23 protein-coding genes are annotated in these 21,450 nt (G+C 57.3%); 18 read left to right on the top strand and 5 right to left on the bottom strand.

The features are described from left to right. Positions 1-127: 127 nt before the first annotated feature. The 9 genes from JJ917_08985 to pseI are packed head-to-tail and all read left to right on the top strand — an operon-like array spanning position 128 to position 8,267. Positions 128-1,048 carry an SDR family oxidoreductase gene (locus JJ917_08985; GenBank protein MBO6698952.1) on the top strand — a complete coding sequence of 307 codons (921 nt, stop codon included), beginning with the start codon at positions 128-130 and terminating at the stop codon, positions 1,046-1,048. Further along, on the top strand, positions 1,045-2,217 hold the full coding sequence (gene pseC, locus JJ917_08990; GenBank protein MBO6698953.1) for a UDP-4-amino-4,6-dideoxy-N-acetyl-beta-L-altrosamine transaminase: 1,173 nt from the start codon (positions 1,045-1,047) through the stop codon (positions 2,215-2,217). Before JJ917_08985 ends, pseC begins: the two co-directional genes overlap by 4 nt. Continuing rightward, the gene (locus tag JJ917_08995) at positions 2,214-3,104 is read left to right on the top strand and encodes an aldo/keto reductase (protein ID MBO6698954.1); all 891 of its coding nucleotides are present in this window, start codon (positions 2,214-2,216) and stop codon (positions 3,102-3,104) included. Before pseC ends, JJ917_08995 begins: the two co-directional genes overlap by 4 nt. Further along, a complete protein-coding gene (locus JJ917_09000; protein MBO6698955.1) occupies positions 3,101-4,120 on the top strand; it encodes an N-acetylneuraminate synthase family protein in 1,020 nt (339 codons plus the stop codon). Before JJ917_08995 ends, JJ917_09000 begins: the two co-directional genes overlap by 4 nt. Before the next feature lie 3 nt (positions 4,121-4,123). After that, positions 4,124-4,891, top strand: a complete 768-nt coding sequence (locus JJ917_09005) for a hypothetical protein (GenBank protein ID MBO6698956.1) — start codon at positions 4,124-4,126, stop codon at positions 4,889-4,891. Beyond that, positions 4,888-6,198: an aminotransferase class III-fold pyridoxal phosphate-dependent enzyme gene (locus JJ917_09010; GenBank protein MBO6698957.1), complete on the top strand. Its 1,311-nt coding sequence runs from the start codon at positions 4,888-4,890 to the stop codon at positions 6,196-6,198. The genes JJ917_09005 and JJ917_09010 overlap by 4 nt, the downstream gene beginning before the upstream one ends. Positions 6,199-6,209: 11 nt before the next feature. After that, positions 6,210-6,692, top strand: a complete 483-nt coding sequence (locus JJ917_09015; GenBank protein MBO6698958.1) for a hypothetical protein — start codon at positions 6,210-6,212, stop codon at positions 6,690-6,692. Continuing rightward, positions 6,689-7,222 carry a GNAT family N-acetyltransferase gene (locus JJ917_09020; protein MBO6698959.1) on the top strand — a complete coding sequence of 178 codons (534 nt, stop codon included), beginning with the start codon at positions 6,689-6,691 and terminating at the stop codon, positions 7,220-7,222. Before JJ917_09015 ends, JJ917_09020 begins: the two co-directional genes overlap by 4 nt. Continuing rightward, the gene (pseI, locus tag JJ917_09025) at positions 7,212-8,267 is read left to right on the top strand and encodes a pseudaminic acid synthase (GenBank protein ID MBO6698960.1); all 1,056 of its coding nucleotides are present in this window, start codon (positions 7,212-7,214) and stop codon (positions 8,265-8,267) included. Before JJ917_09020 ends, pseI begins: the two co-directional genes overlap by 11 nt. Before the next feature lie 65 nt (positions 8,268-8,332). Here the strand turns inward: pseI and JJ917_09030 are convergent, their stop codons facing one another. The 4 genes from JJ917_09030 to JJ917_09045 form a co-directional block, all read right to left on the bottom strand. Further along, positions 8,333-9,244, bottom strand: a complete 912-nt coding sequence (locus JJ917_09030; protein ID MBO6698961.1) for a hypothetical protein — start codon at positions 9,242-9,244, stop codon at positions 8,333-8,335. Between the two features lie 298 nt (positions 9,245-9,542). Beyond that, on the bottom strand, positions 9,543-9,776 hold the full coding sequence (locus JJ917_09035) for an acyl carrier protein (GenBank protein ID MBO6698962.1): 234 nt from the start codon (positions 9,774-9,776) through the stop codon (positions 9,543-9,545). Beyond that, positions 9,773-10,714 (bottom strand): ketoacyl-ACP synthase III, encoded by a 942-nt coding sequence (locus tag JJ917_09040; protein ID MBO6698963.1) that lies wholly within the window; start codon positions 10,712-10,714, stop codon positions 9,773-9,775. The genes JJ917_09035 and JJ917_09040 overlap by 4 nt, the downstream gene beginning before the upstream one ends. Further along, complete coding sequence (locus JJ917_09045; GenBank protein ID MBO6698964.1) at positions 10,715-11,332, bottom strand: hypothetical protein; 618 nt, start codon at positions 11,330-11,332, stop codon at positions 10,715-10,717. A gap of 217 nt (positions 11,333-11,549) precedes the next feature. On the opposite strand from JJ917_09045, the gene JJ917_09050 reads away from it, so the two are divergent. From JJ917_09050 to JJ917_09090, 9 genes are all read left to right on the top strand, one after another. Beyond that, positions 11,550-12,332 (top strand): AAC(3) family N-acetyltransferase, encoded by a 783-nt coding sequence (locus JJ917_09050; GenBank protein MBO6698965.1) that lies wholly within the window; start codon positions 11,550-11,552, stop codon positions 12,330-12,332. Continuing rightward, a complete protein-coding gene (locus JJ917_09055; GenBank protein MBO6698966.1) occupies positions 12,333-13,637 on the top strand; it encodes a DUF4910 domain-containing protein in 1,305 nt (434 codons plus the stop codon). 28 nt (positions 13,638-13,665) lie between these two features. Continuing rightward, a complete protein-coding gene (locus JJ917_09060) occupies positions 13,666-15,306 on the top strand; it encodes a polysaccharide biosynthesis PFTS motif protein (protein ID MBO6698967.1) in 1,641 nt (546 codons plus the stop codon). Between the two features lie 559 nt (positions 15,307-15,865). Next, entirely contained in the window at positions 15,866-16,750 is an 885-nt protein-coding gene (kdsA, locus tag JJ917_09065) for a 3-deoxy-8-phosphooctulonate synthase (GenBank protein MBO6698968.1), read from the top strand. Continuing rightward, positions 16,689-17,162, top strand: a complete 474-nt coding sequence (locus tag JJ917_09070; GenBank protein MBO6698969.1) for a CBS domain-containing protein — start codon at positions 16,689-16,691, stop codon at positions 17,160-17,162. Before kdsA ends, JJ917_09070 begins: the two co-directional genes overlap by 62 nt. 38 nt (positions 17,163-17,200) lie before the next feature. After that, a complete protein-coding gene (locus tag JJ917_09075; GenBank protein ID MBO6698970.1) occupies positions 17,201-18,142 on the top strand; it encodes a hypothetical protein in 942 nt (313 codons plus the stop codon). A gap of 48 nt (positions 18,143-18,190) precedes the next feature. Further along, positions 18,191-19,048, top strand: a complete 858-nt coding sequence (locus JJ917_09080; protein MBO6698971.1) for a class I SAM-dependent methyltransferase — start codon at positions 18,191-18,193, stop codon at positions 19,046-19,048. Continuing rightward, on the top strand, positions 19,045-19,539 hold the full coding sequence (locus JJ917_09085; GenBank protein MBO6698972.1) for an acyltransferase: 495 nt from the start codon (positions 19,045-19,047) through the stop codon (positions 19,537-19,539). Before JJ917_09080 ends, JJ917_09085 begins: the two co-directional genes overlap by 4 nt. After that, on the top strand, positions 19,532-20,440 hold the full coding sequence (locus JJ917_09090; protein ID MBO6698973.1) for a hypothetical protein: 909 nt from the start codon (positions 19,532-19,534) through the stop codon (positions 20,438-20,440). The genes JJ917_09085 and JJ917_09090 overlap by 8 nt, the downstream gene beginning before the upstream one ends. Here JJ917_09090 and JJ917_09095 read toward each other — a convergent pair. Continuing rightward, the gene (locus JJ917_09095) at positions 20,437-21,258 is read right to left on the bottom strand and encodes a class I SAM-dependent methyltransferase (GenBank protein MBO6698974.1); all 822 of its coding nucleotides are present in this window, start codon (positions 21,256-21,258) and stop codon (positions 20,437-20,439) included. The two genes, JJ917_09090 and JJ917_09095, sit on opposite strands and share 4 nt — an antisense overlap. Positions 21,259-21,450: the final 192 nt, after the last annotated feature.

Below are 21,450 nucleotides of genomic sequence, written 5' to 3' on the forward strand. Positions count from 1 at the left end.
TGAGGCGTACCGCACTGCGACCTTGCATGCCTGGGCATTTCACGCGTAGTTGGTCAGCATGCCTATGTCCTCGATTTGCTCGCTAACCGCACTTTTCGCCGCCGATAGAGTTCTTTAGAGAGTAGCGATGCGAACCGATAGTGGTATCTTCATTACAGGCGGCACGGGCCTTCTGGGCCTGCATTGGGCTCAGGCTTGTAAAACCAGGTGGCAGGTCACAGTCGCTACCCACCGACGGGTGCATGTGCCCTCGGCCATCACTGCGCGCCCGGTTGATCTGGCGAATCCAGCAGCTTTCGATGAAGCCCTCCGCGCGAGCAATGCTGATCTTGTGGTTCACACGGCTGGGCTTACCAGCGTCGAGACGTGTGAGGCTGAACCAGAACGGGCGAAGTATGAGAACACCTTTTTGGCCGAACAAGTCGCGCAAGCGGCGGCGCGGCGCGGCGCTCGGTTGATTCATATTTCGACGGATCATTTATTTTCCGGTGACGCCGAGCTTTACAGCGAAACCGACCCCGTCGAACCGATAAATGTCTATGCCCGCACAAAAGCGGCGGCGGAAGAACTTGTGCTGAAAGCCTGCCCGGAAGCCCTCGTTCTTCGAACGAATTTCTACGGCTGGGGACCGTCCTATAGGCCTTCGTTCAGCGACTGGATCCTAAAAAGTCTGGCAGCGGGCGAGTCGATCCCGCTGTTTGGCGATGTACACTATACGCCGGTCCTGATAGCCCCCTTGATCAAGGCGGCATTGCGCCTCGTGGAGAAGAAAGCAAGCGGTATCGTGCACGCAACCGGGGACGATGTTCTGACCAAACTTGCATTTGGACAGGCTGTCGCTCGGCAGTTCGGTTATTCAGACCTGTCGATAAAGTCCAGCAGGCTGTCCGCCCAGAAAAACCTCGTGCGCCGCCCTGTTGTCATGGCTTTGTCAAACGCACGCTTGCGCCGTCTTCTGGGCCACGGCATGGGCACTCTCACCGACCAGATAGAACAACTAAAGGCCGAGGCTGAGCAGCCGCCCATCGAGGAGATCCGAGCGCTATGATACCTTATGGCCGCCACCATCTGGAAGAGGACGATATAGTAGCGGTTACCGAGATCCTCAAAGCCGGGCTTCTAACACAAGGCCCCATGATTGAGGCCTTTGAGACTGCGGTGGCGGACTATGTCGGCTCGCGCTATGCGGTCGCGGTCTCCAGTTGCACGGCAGCGCTTCACCTTGCAGCCCTGTCTGCTGATATCAGACCGGGCCGAAAGCTGGTGACATCTCCAATAACGTTTGTCGCCAGCGCCAATGCTGCGCTGTATTGTGGTGGTACAATCGCTTTCTGCGATATCGATCCGTCGACGGTCAATATGGATCCCAACGCCCTTGAGGCGGTTTTGGCGGAAGCTGATGATGTAGGCGTCGTCTCCCCCGTGCATTTTGGCGGTTTGCCGTGCGATATGGAGCGCATTGGCCACTTGGCGCGTAAAGCCGGTGCTCTGGTGGTCGAGGATGCGGCGCATGCCCTTGGTGCGCGCTATTCCGATGGTAGCCGCGTCGGCTCAGGCACCTACGGCGACATGACAGCCTTCTCCTTTCATCCTGTCAAAGCGATCGCTGCCGGTGAAGGCGGTATGATCACGACAAATGACGAGAACCTGTATCGCCGTCTGTTGCGCCTCCGCAGTCACGGGATCAACAAACTCAACGACAGTATGGTCGGATCGGATTTGGCTTTTGAGAACGGCAAGCTCAATCCCTGGTATTACGAAATGCAGGAACTGGGCCACCATTACCGCATCACCGATATTCAGTGTGCTTTGGCATTGTCTCAGCTCAAGAAACTGGATCGGTTTCTGGCACGGCGCCAGCAGCTTGCTGCGGTGTATGATGCGGCATTTAGCTCATTCACCAACCTGAGCCCGGCCCAGCCAATGGCGCGCGAACGCTCCGGCCTGCACATCTATGTGGTCCGGATCGATTACGCCGCTGCCGGCATAAGCCGTGGAGATCTGATGCGCGCTTTGAGGTCCAGGGATATCGGATCACAGGTGCACTATGTTCCGGTGCCAGCTCACCCCTATTATCGCCAACGCGGTTTTGATCCTAAATCCTACGGGCACGCGTGGAAGTACTACCAGGATGCGCTGAGCATCCCGCTTTTTTTCGACCTCACGGACGCCCAGCAAAGCGACGTGATCACTGCTCTGCAAGAGATCGTCGGTTGAAGCTTGCGCTCGGCACCGTCCAGTTTGGACTCGATTATGGCGTCGCCAATTCTGCAGGACAGGTCACGATGGCCGAAGCCGAGCGCATCGTTCGTCGTGCGCGGGCGTTGAGGATCGACACGCTCGACACCGCGGTCGCCTATGGCACCAGTGAGAGCGTTCTAGGTGAGATCGGTGTGTCGGGTTTTCGCGTCGTGACAAAACTTCCACCGCTGGAGGGTTCGGTCGCCAAGAATGCACACGCCGATCCGGCGGGTTTTGTCGAGCGTTTGGTCGTGGGCAGCTTGAGGCGCTTGAACGTCGAACGGTTGGAGGCCGTTCTTTTTCATCGGTCATCCGACGCGCGCGGATCAACGGGCGATGCTCTTGGACGCGCGCTCGCAGATCTTCAGGCCGCCGATACGATTGGCGCAATGGGTATTTCGGTCTACAGTCCGACGGAGCTCGAGAACTATCCTGAAGACTTGCATGTCGGTCTGATTCAGGCGCCTGTGAATGCGCTCGACACGCGGCTGGAAGACAGCGGATGGACCGCCCGCCTGACCGAACGCCAGATACGGATCCACAGCCGTTCGGCCTTTCTACAGGGCCTTCTACTGATGGCGCCCAATGACCGGCCGGCGAAATTCAACCGGTGGGCACAGGTGTGGCGGGCGTGGGATCAGTGGCGGGCCAAGCATGGGCTGACGCCGCTCCAGGCTGCCGCTTTTTGCGTTTTGGCCGCTCCCGGGATCGAGCGCATCGTCGTTGGCGTTGACACCGAAGCGCAACTGCGGGCTATCGCCCAGGCCGTGGACGAGGTCTCGCAGAGAACGGATTTGCAAAGGCCGGTTTTTCATGGACAGGACACAGACCTGCTCACGCCGATTAGATGGAACAGCTTATGACGCACAACCTACTGCCTGGACTTCAGATCGTTGCCGAAGTGGCGCAAGGATTCGAGGGCAATCCCGCCCAGGCGGCGCTCTTGATCCGCGCAGCGGCCAAGTCGGGAGCCGATGCTGTCAAGTTTCAGCTCGTGTTCGCCGATGAACTGGCGACGCCTGACTACCAGTATTACGATCTGTTTCGCGGGCTCGAGATGAGCGATGAAACCTGGCAAAGCCTGGCCGACCAATGCCGTGCCGAGGGCATTGCCCTGCAGGTCGATATCTTCGGCCGCAGAAGCTTGGACCTGGCTGCACGGATCGGCGTCGAGACGGTAAAGCTGCACGGCACCGATATCGCGAATCCCGGCCTTTTGCGCGATGTTGCCGCCAGTTCCGTGCCGCAGGTCATGCTGGGCGCCGGCGGAGCGCATCTGGACGAAATCGACACCGCATTGGCCGTTCTGGCCGACAAGAAGGTCGTTGTGCTTTTGGGTTTTCAGGCCTATCCGACACCGACGGACACCAACCAGATCGACCGGGTAGGGGTTTTGTGCGAGCGCTTTGCAGACGCATCGAACGTCACGGTCGGGTTTGCCGATCATGCCGATCCCGAGAATGCCCTGCGCATGGCGCTGGCTGCCGCGGCGCTGGGCAAAGGCGCACGGGTCATCGAGAAGCACCTGACGCTAGGGCGGAACATGGAGTTGGAGGATTTTGAATCAGCGCTGAACCCTGACCAGTTCGCCGAGTTCGCGACCACCTTGCGCGGCGTCGATTCAGCCTTGGGTGTCACGGCCGACAGCGCGGACTTTGGCATGTCTGAGGCTGAAAAGAGCTACCGCAAAATGATCCGGCGCCATGTGGTCAGTGCCCATGCCTTGCAGGCGGGCCAGCTTGTTGAAGCCTCCGATCTGGTCTTGAAGCGCGCGGCGATCGGCAATCCGCTCACGGATCTGGACCAGTCCATCGGCCATCGATTGGTGCGTGACGTTGCCGCCAACTCACCCTTGCGCGCAAACGATCTGGAGGGCTAGGCGATGGCGCGCAGACTGGTGGCAGCTTTGGCGTGCCGCAACCAGGGAAGCCGGCTTTACGGCAAGCCCGTACAGAATCTGGATGTGGACCGCGGCGTTTGCATTCTCGACAACATCATCGACTGCCTGCATAGCATCGCCTGCATTGACGAGGTCGTGTTGGGCATTGCCGAGGGTGCGGAGAATACGGGCTATGAGCGGATTGCCGAGGCCCGCGGTCTGCGCTGGATTCGAGGCGACGAGACCGATGTTCTTGGTCGCCTGATAGCCTGCGGGGAGGCCGCCGGTGCGACCGACATCTTCCGCACCACAAGCGAAAGTCCCTTTCCCTTTTTCGAACCCGTCGATGAGGCCTGGACGCGATATGTCGACGCGGGCGCGGATGGTTTGTTTCTGGACGACATTGTCGATGGTTGCGGATTCGAGCTTCTCTCGCTGGACGCCTTGCGCCGCTCCCATCGTGAGGGTGAGGAGCGGCACCGGTCGGAATTGTGCACGCTCTACATGCGCGAGAACCATGACACCTTCAATATTCTGCGCGACACCGCACCTGCGGAGCTTGTCCGGCAAGATTTGCGGCTGACGGTGGATAACCCGGAAGACCTCATCCTCGCCCGCGCCGTCTATCAGGCGTTTGCCGGTCAGGCACCGCGCATCCCGGTATCGGACATCGTCAGGTTTCTCGATGCACATCCGGATTTGATCGCCTTGACAGCGTCCTTCACCGAAGCCGGCTATCAGACCATGTATATCTGGGGGAAGAACGCATGAGCAGCAGCGGACAAGACCTCTGGCGGCGCGCCAAGCAGCTCATTCCAGGCGGCAACATGCTTCTTTCCAAGCGTGCCGAGATGCTTCTGCCGGAACACTGGCCAACTTACTTCAGCCGGACGCAGGGGACCCGGGTGTGGGACCTGGACGGCAACGCCTACACCGATATGTTCCTCATGGGAGTCGGCACCAACACCCTGGGATACTCGCACCCTGAGGTCGACGCGGCCGTGACCAAGGTCGTGCAGAATGGCAATCTTTCGACGTTCAACGCGCCTGAAGAAGTCTGGCTCGCGGAGCGGTTGACCGACATGCATGCGTTTGCCGACATGGCGCGGTTCTGCCGCTCGGGAGGCGAGGCCAACGCGGTGGCCGTTCGCATCGCAAGGGCCGCGTCAGGACGCGACAAGGTGGCGTTCTGCGGTTACCACGGCTGGCACGATTGGTATCTCGCCGCCAATCTCGCCCAGGGTGAGACACTGGCCGGCCATCTTCTGCCAGGTCTTGAGCCCAACGGCGTTCCGCGCGAGCTCACCGGATCGGTGCGCCCGTTCGCCTACAACGACTTGGAAGCGTTCGACCGCGCCGTGTCGGATCCGCAGGTCGGCGTCATCTTCATGGAAGTCTCGCGCAATGAAGGGCCGGCCGCCGGTTTTCTGGAACATGTGCGCGACACCGCGACGCGCAAAGGGATCGTCCTGATCTTCGATGAGTGCACCAGCGGGTTCCGCGAGACTCTTGGCGGATTGCACCTGAAATATGGGGTTGAACCCGACATGGCCGTGTTCGGCAAGACGTTGGGCAATGGCTACGCGATCACGGCAATCATCGGTTCGCGCTCCGTCATGGAGGCGGCGCAGGGCACCTTCATCTCGTCGACCTTTTGGACGGAGCGGATTGGTCCTGCTGCAGCACTGAAAACATTGGAGGTGATGGAACGCGAACGGTCATGGGACACGATCACCCAAACCGGTCACGCCATTCGCGCACGGTGGACTGCGCTCGCCGGGGAGCTTGGCTTGTCGCTTGACCATTGGGGGCTTCCAGCGCTTTGCGGATTCACCATCAAAAGCGCAAATTCCCAGGCCTACAAGACGCTGATCACACAAGAGATGCTGAAGAAAGGCTATCTCGCCGGCAACTCCATCTACGTCTCGTTGGCCCATACGCCGGAACTGATTGACGGCTATTTTGACGAACTCCGCCCAGTCTTCGACCTGATCAGACAATGCGAAGATGGGGCGGTGAACGTCATGGACCTCCTTGACGGTCCGATTGCGCACGCTGGCTTCAAGCGGCTGAATTGATGGCGAGCCACATGCGAGACTATGCGTCTGCGCTTTCAGGTCCCGAACGCGGTTGGCAACTCGGCCTTGTCGAAGATGTGCCGGGAGCGACCAGAATACTCTACGATCTCCTCCAGGTTCGCAGTTCAGAAGCCCGCATCAGTTCTCACCACGTGCCGACGTTCGAGGAGCATGAGCAGTTCGTTAGGGGGCACCCTTATCGCGCCTGGTTTCTCGTTCGTGCGGGCGAAAACTGGGCTGGCTCGCTCTATCTGGGCAAAGACAATGCCGTTGGCCTGCACCTGGAAAAATTCGATGCCGACCTCTGTCGGTTCCTGCTGTCTCGAGTTGTCGAAACGATACCACCTTTGCCACCGATCCCATCGGTCCGGTCCAAGCATTTCATTGTGAATATCACTCCATCCAACACCGATTTCGCCGACGTCCTGACGAGTGTGGGCGCATCCGTGGTGCAAACGACGTTTCGATTGCCTTTTAACGAGGACGGCCAATGATCGTGCGGGCAGCCCGTGCCGATGACAGCGCGCGTTTGTTCGCGTGGCGAAACGACCCAACAACCGTTGCCATGTCGGGCACCGGCAGTCCTGTCGCTTGGCAGGACCATGCGGCCTGGTACCAAGCAGCGCTTGCGGCTACGACAAGAGCGATCTTTATCGGAGAGCAGAACGGGGTCGCGATCGGCACGGTCCGGTTCGATGAAGCTAAGACGCGCAATGAGGCTGAGGTTTCAATCAATCTTGCCCCGGAGATACGCGGGCGTGGTATGTCTCGACCCTTGCTGAATGCCGCGATGCGTGCCTATCGCCCGGTTTCCGCCGTCTCTTTTCGAGCTCGGGTTCGCAGGGAAAATGCGGCTAGCCGCCGGCTGTTTGAACGGTGCGGTTTCAAGGAGGATGGACTCGACGGCCAGCTCTTGAATTACGTGCGCCCAGTAGACGAAATAAGGGAAGATGATCGTCCGATTGGCATGTCTCAGCAATCGAGAAACAGCGGTCGCCCGGTCAATGAGCAACATGATGACTAGTCTTAAGATAGGCTCGCACGCAATCGGGCCGCACCATGCTCCGTTCGTTATTGCGGAGATGTCAGGCAATCACAATCAATCCTTGGATCGCGCCTTTGCCTTGGTCGACGCTGCTGCGAAAGCTGGAGCGCATGCACTGAAACTGCAGACCTACACCGCCGATTCGATCACGCTCGATGTGCGCGGCGGCAGCTTTGACATCAAAGATGGCGACAGCCTGTGGAAGAACCGCAACTTGCACGACCTCTATTCTGAGGCTGCAACGCCGTGGGATTGGCATGCGCCGATCATGGAGCGGGCGTGCGGGCATGGCATGGCCTGCTTCAGTTCACCATTTGACGAGACCGCCGTGGACTTCCTGGAAACCCTGGACGTCCCAGCTTACAAAATCGCATCCTTCGAGAACACGCACCTGCCGCTGATCCGCAAGGCCGCAGCGACCGGCAAGCCGCTGATCATCTCGACTGGTATGGCGAGCGTGGCGGAGTTGGACGAAGCGGTCACTGCTGCTCGGACGGCTGGATGCAAAGACCTTGTGCTGTTGAAATGCACGAGCACCTACCCAGCGACGCCGGACAACACCAACATCGCGACCATCCCGCATATGCGTGAACTATTTGGCTGTCAGATCGGCCTGTCCGACCACACGATGGGCGTCGGTGTCTCGGTAGGCGCCGTTGCGCTCGGAGCAACGGTGATCGAGAAGCACTTCACGCTTGCACGCGCTGACGGCGGGGTCGACAGCGCCTTCTCGCTTGAGCCCGATGAACTGGCCGCTCTGGTCACGGAGACAGGCCGCGTCTGGCATGCCATTGGCTCGGTTCGGTATGGCCCGACGGAAGCCGAGCGTAATTCGATGCAATTCCGACGGTCTTTGTATGTCGCCCAAGACATGCGCGCAGGCGACACATTCAATGCTCGAAACCTTCGCGTTGTGCGGCCGGGCGCAGGTCTGCCGCCGAAGCTGATCGATCACATGCTGGGCAAGACGATCACGCGTGATGCAAAAAAAGGGACGCCGTTGAGCTGGGATCTGGTCGGGTGACCAGCTAACCGGTCTTCTGGAAGGAATGGTCAATCCGAACGATCCGACAGGGCTTGAAGGGGCTTTTATTTGGGGCCGCGTGGGGTGAAGACCGCGCGGCTTGTGCGCTGCTCAAGCTTGTCCACCGGCGTATGGAAGCGATCGCCGGGTTTGATGCGATCCAGGATGCTGTTTCCATCGGCGTCCTCGACCCTCTCCACAACCAGAGTGCCACCGCCGGCACAAACACAGATCCAATTCGGATTGACACGAAAGACCATTCCATTCTGGAAACTGTGAAAACCGCCCTCGGCGCCATCTTGAAAGGCGCCCTTGAGGAAGACCTGCTTGTCCGCCAGAAAAGTCTTTGCTCCCTCATAAGGATCATCGAACGCGCATACAAAACGTTCCAAATCCGTGAGCGTATCTCTCCAATCTATCCAGCCATTGATCTCCGTGTTGAGGCGCGGCCAGTATGTCGAAAGGTACTCCGGCTGCGATAGACGATCTAAGTCGACAGTTTCCCGACGGATCTCTGAAAGGAATCTCGTCAGGAACTGATGGTTCCTCGCATTGTATTCCTCTTGAAAATCAGCTGGGACACGACAGGCTGCCGGATACAAGAACTCCTCGAAACGGACAATGCTTCCCGTATCGATGCCACCATCGACGAGGTGAAGAAGGCAGTACCCGAAACGCGATCCCATCATGATCTGCCAACTGAAACCGCCGGCGCCGCGATTCTGCGGCAGTCTCGCGCCGTGTAGATTGAAAAGCTGATCGTCGAAGAGGTCCTGGATGGTGTCTTTCTTGAATATCCAGGCCGCGCCGAGCGACAAACAGAACGCCTGCGTTGCATCACCCAAAAACCCTGCGACGCCTTGGTCGTTGATGCTGTCGGCCACGATGTGTCGGACGCCGTTGTCTTCAAGGAACGATCGTAGGCTCTTGTCGCCACCACCGACCGTTTCGTCTGCATGGCGCGGTGAGGTGACCACGGCAACCGGCAATCCCTCGCTCAGCGCCCATGAGACGAGCCTGGCCAGAAGGTCTCCGCCACCGAGAAGGACTAGGCGATCGATTGGGCCGATGGAGGAGTGCATGTCAATTCTCATGGCTTGAGGGCAGTGAGGCTCGAACATCAAAGGCGCATTCGGCCCGTTCATGGCGCAATGCGACGTCCGCCAATCGACTGACCGGCAATCCGCGTCGTGGGCGGAAGCTGGGATGGCACCAAGTGCACCGCATTCAAGACGCGGCTGAAGAAACTACACGATAATCCTGTCGCGTCGGATATCAATCACCGAAGAAGAATTTCTTAATATCGCCAAGGGTTTTGATGCCCTCCATGTCCTCATCGGACATTTTCCTGCTCGTCGCTTCCTCCAGCTCACCAATCACAGTGAACAAATCAAGACTATCCATCGGCAGCTGATCAAGGGCCGTCGCTTGCTCAACGTCACCCAGCGACGTGCCGACAGCGTTTTCAATCAATCCAACGATTTTCTTCAGATCAGAATCCGGCATCATTTGACCCTCTCAACCCAGGTTATTCCCCACGACAAACCCACACCGAAGCCGGCAAGAATAGCCGTTTTCATCGCGGGGTCTGCCAGTCGCTTTTCGAGCAGGAGCGGTATCGACGAGGAGACCGCGTTGCCAATCCCTTCCAACTCAACAGGAACGGTTGCATTCGGAAGTGCCAATTTCTTTCCGATTTCCTCCACGATAATCCTGCTACCCTGGTGGAGCAGAAGCGCGTCGATTGTGTCTTCTCCAAGGTTGTTGTCGGACATGAAAGCGCGGATTTCGCTCGGCATCACCGAACGGGCAAAATTGAAAACGCCGCGGCCGTTCATGTGGATCGTTTCATTGGTCTTTATGATGGCGTCGTAAGAGCTCCCATCCGTCCCAAATCGATAGCCTCGCAGGGCCAGGGGGCCAGTTTTTTTACTCACCACCGTCGCCGCAGCGCCATCACCGAAGATCAACCGTGTCGACGAATCCTCGTGGTCCAGCCTGCTGCGGTATTGATCGGATGTAACGATGAGTGCGGTTTCGATATCGCTGGTCGCCATAATGGCCGCGGCGATCTTCAAACCATAGATGTACCCCGAGCACCCTAAACCAACATCAAAGCACATCGCGCTTGTGGGAAGTCCCAATTCCGCCTGCAAGATCGCTGAATTGTGCGGGATGCCGCCATAGTCAGGGTTCTGCGTGACGAAGATCAGCAACCCGACATGCTCAGGCGTCACATCCGCAGAAGACAAGGCATTGCTCGCGGCGCTCTTGGCCAGAACGGTTGCTGTTTCATCGATGGTGGCCTCAGCGAGCTCGAAAGCACCAAGTCGCTTTTCGACAAAGGATTCGTCCTTCCCGGCCAGGGAGGATTGCTGAACGTTGTCAACGCGGCGGCTTCCCGCAACCGACCTGATCGTGGAAATGTAGATCGGGTTCGTATCCAACTACTCGTGTCCTAAGAAATCTATGCGTCCAATTTCCTCATCGTCGATCAGTATCTTCGATGAGACGAAACGGCCAGCAGTGATCCGTGGGTCTTTGAGGGTGATAGTGCCGGCTGTGGACGGCAGCGGACCGTCCTTCGCCAAGCGAACAAACCACCACCTTTTGCGGGCGGGCATGGCTTGCGTGCAAAGCCGCTTCATCGCGCTCGACAAATTCTCCGCCGTCGTGAGGCTATCGACGGGGCGCAAGCTGATCCATTCGCCCTTCGGATCAATCTTGCAGTTGTCCCAGGCTTTTTCCTCCGCGTAGTCTCGATCATGGTCTGCGATGACATTGTCGGTGGGAAAAATTGCGAACCGCCGTATACCGGATTGATTGGCCAAAATCCCTGTTACGGATGCCGCCTTTTTCTCCTCGGCCGACAGGGGCTGCGCGACCTCCAGCTTGCCGATTGTCGAAAGCTGTTGGTGGAATTCAACCTTCTTTACAACCGAAGCGTCACCGAGATCCGCGGCGAAGGCATCCAGCCAAACAATGAGATCCGTCGCGTGTACATAGCGCCGCCCACCCTTGAAACTGGCAGCGACCCCAGATAATTTCGTGCTCATCAAGGCCACCGCCTCGCCCTAACAAAATGTCATGTCCATCGCATAAACTTGGTTGGTCGAGTTGACAACGTCATTCATGCGGTTCAACACCAAGCCTTCGACGCAAGGAGTCATTGCAGAAATGATCCAAGCATCAACCATCATATATTTGCGATAGTGATTTATTGTGGTCACTTTAACTGCAAGAGGGAATTAGCACATAGCTATCTCACTTGATTATAAAGACTTGCGCCAGGCTTACATTAATTGTGGCGTCCAAAAAGGCAGAACAATCTACGTAACTGGCAATCTGGGGCGGGTCGGGCTGCTGCACGTCAATGGTGCGGCTGACAAGGCCGCCACAATCGACGCGCACATATCGATTTTATTGGAGTTGATCGGAGAGCACGGCAATATTGCATTTCCAACCCACTCCACTGAACTTGTCGGCTCTGGGCTGGAATTCGACCCTTATTCGACGCCTACAAAGTTCACGCTGAGCGAAGCCTTGCGCAAGGCAATTCCGCACGAGCGTCAATTCCATCCATTTCTGTCCACTTCAGTCCATGGGCCCGATGCGAAGGAACTCGTGCCACAGGGAATCTTTCCGCACTGCTTCGGTCATGGCTCACCAATGGCGCAGCTGCGTGATGCCGACTGTCTGCATGTCTCCATTGGAGAGCCTGTGCGAAAGACGATAAGTGCGGTGCATCATTGCGAACTGATCGCCGGGGTGCCCTATCGATATGTCAAGGCCTTCAATGTGGCGTGCCTGTTAGAAGGCGAGCGAAAAGAGAAAGAGTTTTTTCTCCACGTTTGGTATCGGAAAATGGACATGAAGCGTGACGGCAATCAAAAGATCACCGATCTACCGGGTATCAAAAATGCGATCAGATCGGAAAACGTCGGTCGTAGTGTGATCTCCAGTGTTCCAATTAAGACCTTCATCGATACCACACTATCGGCAATGCGCCGGGACCCTTACATCTGGCTTGCGACCAAGCCGACCATACGTCCCTGGGAAGAATAAATGGCCGAGGACCCGAAAACCGTCAGCGCAATTGAAGGCACCGAAATCTATCGATGGTGCGTGGATCTTTTCCCCATCTGTCGGTCAATAACTGGGAAAGGCGTGCGGCAGACACTTGAGTACTACAAGGGAATTGTTCCAGAGCTATCGCTACTTAGTCTTCCGACAGGAACGGAGGTTTTCGATTGGGCGATTCCTCAGGAGTGGATCGTCCGTGACGCATTCATCGAGCATGACAGCGGGCAGAGGTTTGCGGAATTCAAGAAGACGAACCTGCATGTGCTGAATTACTCGGCTCCGCTCGATAAATCGGTCGGGAAGGCAGAGCTTGCAGATTACATCTGGGTGCAAGACGACCAGCCCGACCGCATCCCTTATGTGACCAGCTATTATGATCGTCGCTCCGGTTTCTGTCTGAGCCGAAAGGAATATGAAAGCCTGCCCAGCGGCAGTTATCATCTGTACATCGATTCAGAGCATGTGGACGGCCAACTGGATATGGCCGAACTGATCATCGAAGGGCGAAGCAAGCAGGAGATCCTCATCTCCTCCTATGTCTGCCACCCGTCCATGGCGAACAATGAACTGTCGGGCCCGTCCCTTGCCATCGGCCTGGCCAAGTACATCAAATCCTTAGGCGGCGATCATCATTACACCTACAGGTTCGTCTTGGTGCCAGAGACGATTGGTGCGTTGGCATATCTGTCGTTGCGGCTTGAGGATATGCAAGCCGCAACGGTCGCCGGCTTCGTTCTGTCCTGCGTCGGCGACGACGGCGACTACAGTTCGGTTGCATCGCGCAGCGGCGAAACCCTCGCCGACCAAGCGCTGTTTGCGTCGCTGAGGAGCCGAGAACGCCATAAGCAATATAGTTTTTTGCATCGAGGGAGTGACGAGCGCCAGTATTGTGCGCCGGGTGTCGATCTTCCCGTCGCCTGCTTTTGCCGCACGAAGTTTGGCGAGTTTCCCGAATACCATACCGATGCGGACGATCTCGATTTCATCAGTCCCGGCGGACTTCAAGGCGCGTTCGACGTCATGCGAGAGATAATAGAAGCCTTTGAGGCGGGCCTTTATCCGAAGACCACGACAATTGGCGAACCGCAGTTTGGGCGTCGTGGTCTCAGATCGACCATAGGTAAGAAGGAGGCTTACTTCGAGGGCATCTATAAGCTTTGCTCAGATGTTGTTGCCTACGCAGACGGAAAGACCAGCATATTCGAAATGTCGAGGATTTTCGGCGTCGATCTGGCGAAGACAACGAGTTGCGTGCGACTGCTGAAGCAAAACGATTTGCTCGTTTGACAACACGGTTTGCCACCAAGGCCGCCCAATGAAGGCCTTCATCTGCAGGATCATCGACAGGCTTCGTCGTCGGGCCCAATTCGGCCGTGTCACAAGGCTATTGAGGGGCTATCGGGTTCTGCAGTCGAATCAAGATCCCGAGTTCATACGCTCAATCCGCGTCGATATCCAAAAGCAACATTTGTCCATCCCGAAGGACTCGCTTTCGGACTACATTTTTGGCGCTATTCGGCATGACCGGGAAATCGTCGTTCGGCAATATGCCGTCAGTCGTTTGGCGATGCACCCGCTGTTTGCGCAGATCGTATCGTCGTTGGCAGCAAACGGTCGTCGGACCGTCTATTGCCTTCCCAAGGAATGGCGATCCGTTTTGGCGATGCACGGTCTGACCGTCGCAGAATTTCCATCCAGGATCCGGTGGATAGGATTCATACTGGTCTCTTGGACACGAGGCGTGGCGCAAATCTTGGCGCTGTGTGTTGCGTCCTTACCAAGGAGCCAGGCGAGGGCGCCAATTCCACGCAAGCACATTCATCTTGTCGGATTGACCGAACAGAATCTCCCCAAAACGGTCAATTCGGAAGGTTCCACGTGCGACATCGTGAGTTGGGTCGCCGACGGCATAGACGGTGGTCAAAAACCTCAGGCAGTCAGCCATGCTCTGGGACGGAACCACATTTCGAGCTTGGGCGATACGCAAATCGTGGCGGATTATCAGCTGTTTTCGCCACTCGGGAATGTCGCGAAATACGTTCAGTTTCTGATGTGGGGAGCCATGGCGAGCCTACGATCGGCTGTGGACATGATGCGTGGACGCTGGTGGCATGCCCTCATGCTTGCCGAAGCGGCAAAGTACAAACAAACACAGCTCCAGGAAGACGAAAATCTTGCGGATGAGTACTGGTTTCACAACTCGGGAACGCGTTATCGACCAATGTGGACCTACGATTGTGACTACAGGAACATCAATGTCATCATGTACTTTTATTCAACCAACATGGAAGGATACAAGAAACGGAATGGGTCCTATCCAGTCCCTCCGCTAGGATGGCATATGATGACCTGGCCACAATACTATGTATGGGATGACCACCAAAAAAGGTTTCTGGAGAGAATTGGGCCCAAAAACCCCTCGATAAAAGTTGTCGGCCCGATTCCTTTTTCCGACATAGACGAGCCGCTCTCGAGATTGCCGCGGCCGATCATCGGGGTTTTCGATATCCAGCCGGTCCGCGCGAGTATTTTTTCTGGATTGGGTTTGGAGGATCAGTTCTATCGACCAGCATTTTCCATTCGATTTTTGGGAGAAATCCAAAAGGCATGCCAAAACGTTGGCGTGCCTATGTTGTTCAAGTCAAAACGCGATATTGGAAAATCGGTCCACCCCGCCTACAAATCCAATATTGACCGTGAGATCAGCGCCGACAAATCGGTACATCTGATAAAGTCAGACATCAGCGCCCATCGCATCATCCCGAACTGTAGCTGTGTGGTCAGCGCGCCCTACACCTCCACAGCTTTGATCGCGAAGGCTTTGGGAATCCCAACGTGCTATTTTGATCCGACAGGGTCTCTGATGGATGATGACGCCGGCGCGCACGGAGTCGAGATCATCCTGAGCACGGAGGGCCTGGAAAACTGGCTTTCGGCGCACCACAGAAGCGGTTGAGATTGTTGATTGGATTGCGATTGACCAAGACGTCTGGCGAACACCCGCAATCTGGCGTTTTCGTTGCCGAGGGTGCCTTCAAGACGGCGCTTCGCATAGTGACAGCGGCTCCATGCTCGGCCCACCTTGGGTAGGAACGGAAATCTGGCGCTGAAAGCGTGGTTTCGCGTTTGGCGACATGGCTGATCGTTTTTTGAAATGGATGCACTGTGCTGGGCATCGACATCGGTGCTCGTTAATGGCAAGGGCAGGGTGCGGGCTCCGAGGTCACGCACGCGTCGGCGGAATGGCTCAAATCCAAGCGCGGAATTCAGGCGCACAATCCTCGGCGTTGCCGTTGGCAATCGCCTGCCGCGCAGGCATAGGCAAAGGTTGGCCGTCATCTGACGACGTCCTTGATCATCCCTGAGCGCACGGGCATTGAGCTCAGGGCGCTCGATAACGCGCCGCATCCCGCAAGCCGGTCTTGCGGTAGCCGCTTTTGTCTTTCATAGGCTGGCGCGGCATTCCAAACCTGACTCGGTCACCCGCCATCCGGGTGCCAATTCAAAGGACCTATATGACACAAGATCGCATTGTTGACGTTGGTTATGGTGACGTCGCACGCGTGCAAATCGGTAAAGGGCTTCCGCTGGCCTACATCGGTGGCCCGTGCGCGATTGAGACCAGAGATCACACCCTGAAGATGGCTGAGGCTATTGGCGAGATTTGCCGCCGCCTGGACATCCCGTGGATCTTCAAGGCCTGCTACGACAAGGATTGCCGGTCGTCCACGGACAGTTTCCACGGTGTCGGCCTGGATGAGGGTCTGAAAATCCTGGCCGAAGTCCGCGAGACCTTTGGCGTTCCGGTCGTCTCGGATTTTTCAGATGCATCCTGGGCGGCAGCGACCGGCAAAGTCTGCGATATGGTTCAGGTGCCGGCCTATCTTTGCCGTCAGACATCGATCCTGCGTGCGGCGGCCGAGACCGGCCGTCCCGTTCATCTGAAGAAGGGGCAGTTCATGTCCCCGTGGAACATGAAGAACTCGGTGCGCAAGCTCGATTCCTTCGGCTGCCAGGCTGTCGTTCTCACAGATCGAGGCACATTCATGGGCTACAATATGCTGGTCAACGACATGACCTGCTTTCCCATCATGTCGAGGACCGGCTGCCCAGTTTGCTTTGACGCGACGCACTCGATCCAGATGCCGACATCGATGGGCAATGTGTCAGGCGGGCAAAGGGAATTCATTCCCGCTTTGGTCCGAGCGGCGATGGCTTGCGGCGTCCAGGCCCTGTTCATGGAGACCCATGACGATCCACCAAACGCCTTGTCGGACCCGAACACAGTGCTTGATATCCAATACCTAGAAACCGTCCTCGCACAGGCGAAACGGGTCCATGAAATGCGCCTGGCCATGCTTGAAGAGTTTGGAGACGACAATGTCCATCCCTCCCATTGAGTCGTCCAAGGTGTCCGATGTGGCGTTGGGATTGGATGATTTTCCGGTCCTTGCTCCAACAGACCTGCTCAAGACGGCGCTTGAACAGATGACGGCAAAGCGCCTCGGTATCGTCTGCATTGTCGACGAAAACGGGGTCTTGCAGGGTGTGTTCACCGACGGCGATATCCGGCGGCATCTGTTGAGCGTTCAGCGCCCGTTTTCCGCCTTCTTCGCCGACGATGTTATCGATCATGCGGAGCTCGACCCGACGACGGTGCAAGGCGATGCCAGTCTCGATGAGGCCTTGGATCTGATGGGCCATTCTCGTATCTGGGATCTGCCGGTCGTCGACGGCAGGGGTCATCTGATCGGCCTGCTCCATCTGCATCCGCTGGTCAACGCCCTGCGGCAGCCGGAAAGCCGCGCTTGAATTCTGACACGTCGAGACGTCTATCGAAGGATATATCTATGTTGAACGAAACCCTGGAACGGCTGGGCCGTATTGGACGCAGCGCAGACGCAGCGCGCACGACTGCCGCTGCGGCAAGTGAGAAGATTTCTCACTTGCGGACGAAGGGCTATGTCGCGTTCGATCATCTTGTTGGCACCGAGCGGCTGGAGCAACTGCAGGCCGACTATCGCCAGCGGCTCGAAGTGAACCTCGATTTCGAAATGCCGACACTGGCGCAAAGCCGCATTGACGCCGAGCGTGATGCAGACCTCATTGCGTCCAACTTCTTTGGAACCCCGCAAACCCTGTCCGCGCGCGGGCTCACCTTTGATCGTTCGGAGGTGACCAGCTACGGACAAGCCGTGGCGGATTTTCGTCCCTCGACACTTACGACACCTTTGCCTGACACCGTCGACTGGTTCGGCCTGTGGCTCTATCCGGCCATTCTGCCGGTCATCGAAGGCTATATGGGCTTCATTCCACGGCTGGAAGAAGCCTATATACGCCGCAATTTTCCGTCTGACTTCACGGTGATGAATCATGCCTGGCATCGCGACAGCAATCACCCCAGACACCTGCTCAAGGCGTTCTTTTTTCTGAACGACTGTACGCTCAAGACAGGACCGCACCATTACATTGCCGGATCGATCGAGGACCGCAGGCTGGACGGCGAACGCTACTTCACGGACGATGAGGTTCGCGCGCTTTATCCCGCTGGATCAGAGCGTGAAGTTGTAAGCGAGGTTCCAGCCGGGACCATCATACTTGAGGATACGCGCGGCTTGCATAAGGCAGGCATTCCTGAGGAAGGGTATCGCGATCTCGGTTTTGCAACCTTCCTGCCGCCGATCGCTTTCCGGCAACGCCCAGCCCTTTATGCTCTGTCGGATCAGACGTACCAGCAGCTGACCAAAGAGCAGCAGCGCTACATCCCATCTGAAGTCCTGCATTCCTGCTGAAGCCCCTGCCTGCAAAGGCACTGCGCCACCAAAAAAGGGCTTGCCATAGTGTCGTCGTCCGTTCTGTCCCGCCTAACCCGTGGCGTCGCCCGGCGCATGTTCCCCTTGCTGGAGCGTGGCCTGGATCTGCATGTGACGCCGAACGACTATTATTCGCCAATTCCCTCGGTGAAGGACTTGCCGGACGGGATTTATGATCGCCCGTTTTCGCTCGTTGGCATCGACATGAACGAAGCCGGCCAGATGGCCGTTCTGGACGAGGTCTTTCCTCTCTATCTCGACGAGTACACACCCGATCCAAATGATGGCCTGTCGCTTGTGGATGCCTATGCGCTGTACGCGCTGCTGCGTCATCGCAAACCCCAGCGCATGGTCGAGATCGGCGGCGGACACAGCACCTTCGTGTCCATGGCAGCGTTGGCTGCGAACCGCAGCGAAGGTCATCCCTGCCACTTCCTTTGTGTTGAACCCTATCCTCGGGGTTTTCTTCGCGAGGCAGATTGGCCCGACTATGAGCTCATCGCCGAGCAGGTTCAGGACGTGCCTTTGTCGGTGTTTGACGGAGCGGACGTCGTGTTCATCGATTCCAGTCACGTGAGCAAGCTGGGCAGCGACGTCAATCACGAGATGTTCGAGATCGTGCCCCGCGTGAAACCGGGTGGCCTGATCCATTGGCACGATATCGTGATTCCGACGAATTATTGGGGTGATTGGACGCAGAGCGGCACGCAGTTTTGGAACGAGAGCTATCTGCTCCATGCGTTCTTGCTGTTCAACAGCAGCTTCCGGGTGCTTTGGGCTGCCCGGTGGTTCAGGATGAACCACGGCGACCTGCTTGCAGATCGCTTCGGTTTCCTGCGCCCCGACCACAGGCTGACGTCTTTCTGGGTCGAGCGGGAACGATGAACCTTAGCAACTGGCGCTATCTGTCACCGAGCCACTATGTCGACGCCTTGTTCAGTCGCCTGGCGCCTCGCCTGCGCGTCCATCTGGCCCATGCACCGTTGATTTGGGGTGACGCCTCCCGGCTCTCCAAAGGCAAAAACGTCCACCTTGTCGACGCGATCATCAACCTTCGGTCAGGACATGTGACGATTGGCGACAACAGCTTTCTTGGCCACGGTGTCATGTTGCTGACGGGCAAACATGATATTGCCGAACGAGGCGCAGCCCGCCATGCGTCCGTTCCTAAGGAAGGGCGCGACATCACGATCGGTCAAGGCGTTTGGATCGCGTCAGGCGCCATCATCGTCGGGCCCTGTGAGATCGGGGACAATGCTGTGATAGGTGCCGGCGTCGTCGTCACGGGGCACATCGAGGCCAACACAATCTGCACGGGCATGCCCCCACGCCAGCTCAAGGCGCTTGAGTACTCGTCCGACGCCAAAGATGCTTGATTCCAACTATAACGAGATACTGCGCGTTCTGCGCGACGACCTTTCGGGCAGCGACGCGCGCAAATCGTCCCATTGGCAGAAATACACGCAGGATCGCCGAGTCTCGGAAACCGAAATCATCGGCATCTCAGGTTTTGGTAACGCAGCCAAGCGGTCAAGGCTTCGCCAGACCGTGCATGATGCCTTTCAGCGATATCTCGTGGGTCTTTCCAACCCGGTGTTTTCATCAGGACCTTATCACGCCGCCGATCGGTACTGCACCGCCCAGAACAGGGCACTGGACATGGATGTCTTACGCCATGTGTTCACGATGACTCTGTTGAAACGCCTCTTGCCAACCGGTGCGCTGCCCGACTGTGTCTGCATCATAGGAGACGGGCAGGCAAATTTTGTGTCCGCAGCACTAAGCGACCCGTCCGCACCGAAAGTGATAAGCATCAATCTCGTCGATGTCCTAATGAGCGATCTGATGCTTTTGGCGATGCTCCCCGGTATGACGGCCAGCAGTTTTGCCGTGGTGCGTGACAAGAATGGCCTGGCGGAGGCCCGTTCGGATCCTCAGGTCCGTGTGATCTTGCTGGCGGCCCATCGCGTAGACCTGCTTCGAGCCGAAGCCGTGCCACTGTTCGTCAACATTGCGTCGTTCCAGGAGATGTCGCCGGACGTCGTGGAGGAGTATTTCGACGTCATGCGTAGCAACAAGTCACACCACTACAATTGCAACCGCCTGCGCAAAGTTCTCCCCGGCGGCGAAGTGCTTGCCTTTGAGCATTACCCCTGGGGAGACGCACGCATCCTGCTCGATGAGCCGTGCCCCTGGCATCAGAGATTCTATGCCTTCCGCTGGCCGTTCATCCGGACCTATGACGGTCCGACTCATCATCGCTTCGTGCAGTTTTAGAGGTCCGTACCGGCCGTCGGTTTTTCAAGCCAAGCGACAAACTTGCGCGTCACGGGGTCTGCCGACCATTGAGGATTCAGCCGTTTCAGGAAGTAGAGCGGAGCGACGCCCGTTCTGGACGCTGCGTAGCTGATGACGCGGTGGCTTTCATCGGCGGCATAGGAAACCGCGCCACGCGGGTTTGGAATGACGTCATCGCACATGATGATCCCACCTGGGCGGCACATGTGCCAACTGTTACAGAAATCCCAGGCAACTTCGGGATAGAGGTGTCCACCATCCATCCAAATCAGATCATAGGGGCCAGTCGTCTTTTCAGGCAGGAAGAACGAGTTGGCTTCAACAAATGTGATGCCTGGCCGTCCGACTCGCTGGTCCCGCACGCTCTTGTATTCAGCCAGCGCTTCGGCTGTATCGCGCCGGTAGGAACTGGTCAGGATTGGATCGTCGTCCGGTAGGTCACAGGTGACGATCTGGGCCGCTGGAAACAGGGCCTTCAACAACAACGTGGTCTTGCCACGAAATGTGCCAATCTCGAGAATGTTGCGCACGGTTTGGCCGCGCGGCGTCAGACTGAGGGCAGCGAACAACAGCCAGTGTACCGAATCTGTTCCCGTCACATCGTCATACGGCTCGCTTTCGATCGCCGCGAGCGCGGTGTTCAGCTGGGCTCGCCCTGCATCGATGTCAAAGCCAAGGGCCGAGAATTTTGCCTTTTCTTCGGCCTGGTGGGTCGGCAAGTCGTAGCGCAGCCGTGCGATCTGCTGCCGTAGGGCGACCCAATATCGTCGGGGGTCAAGATAGTTGGTGAGCTTCATGGACTGGGAACCGTGGCGATGGGTGTTGTTAGATCATCCGGAATTGAGCCGAGCAGCCCGCGCATTTCTGCACCTCTTGATTGCTCGAAAACGCGGCGTAGATGATCCACACTCCGCATTCCAAATTATGTTATCGACCGCCTTGTGACTTGTGACAGTTGGCACATAGAATGGCGCTGACACCAGTTGGTC

This window comes from Hyphomicrobiales bacterium (genome assembly GCA_017642935.1).
Classification (GTDB): Bacteria; Pseudomonadota; Alphaproteobacteria; order Rhizobiales; family MH13; genus MH13.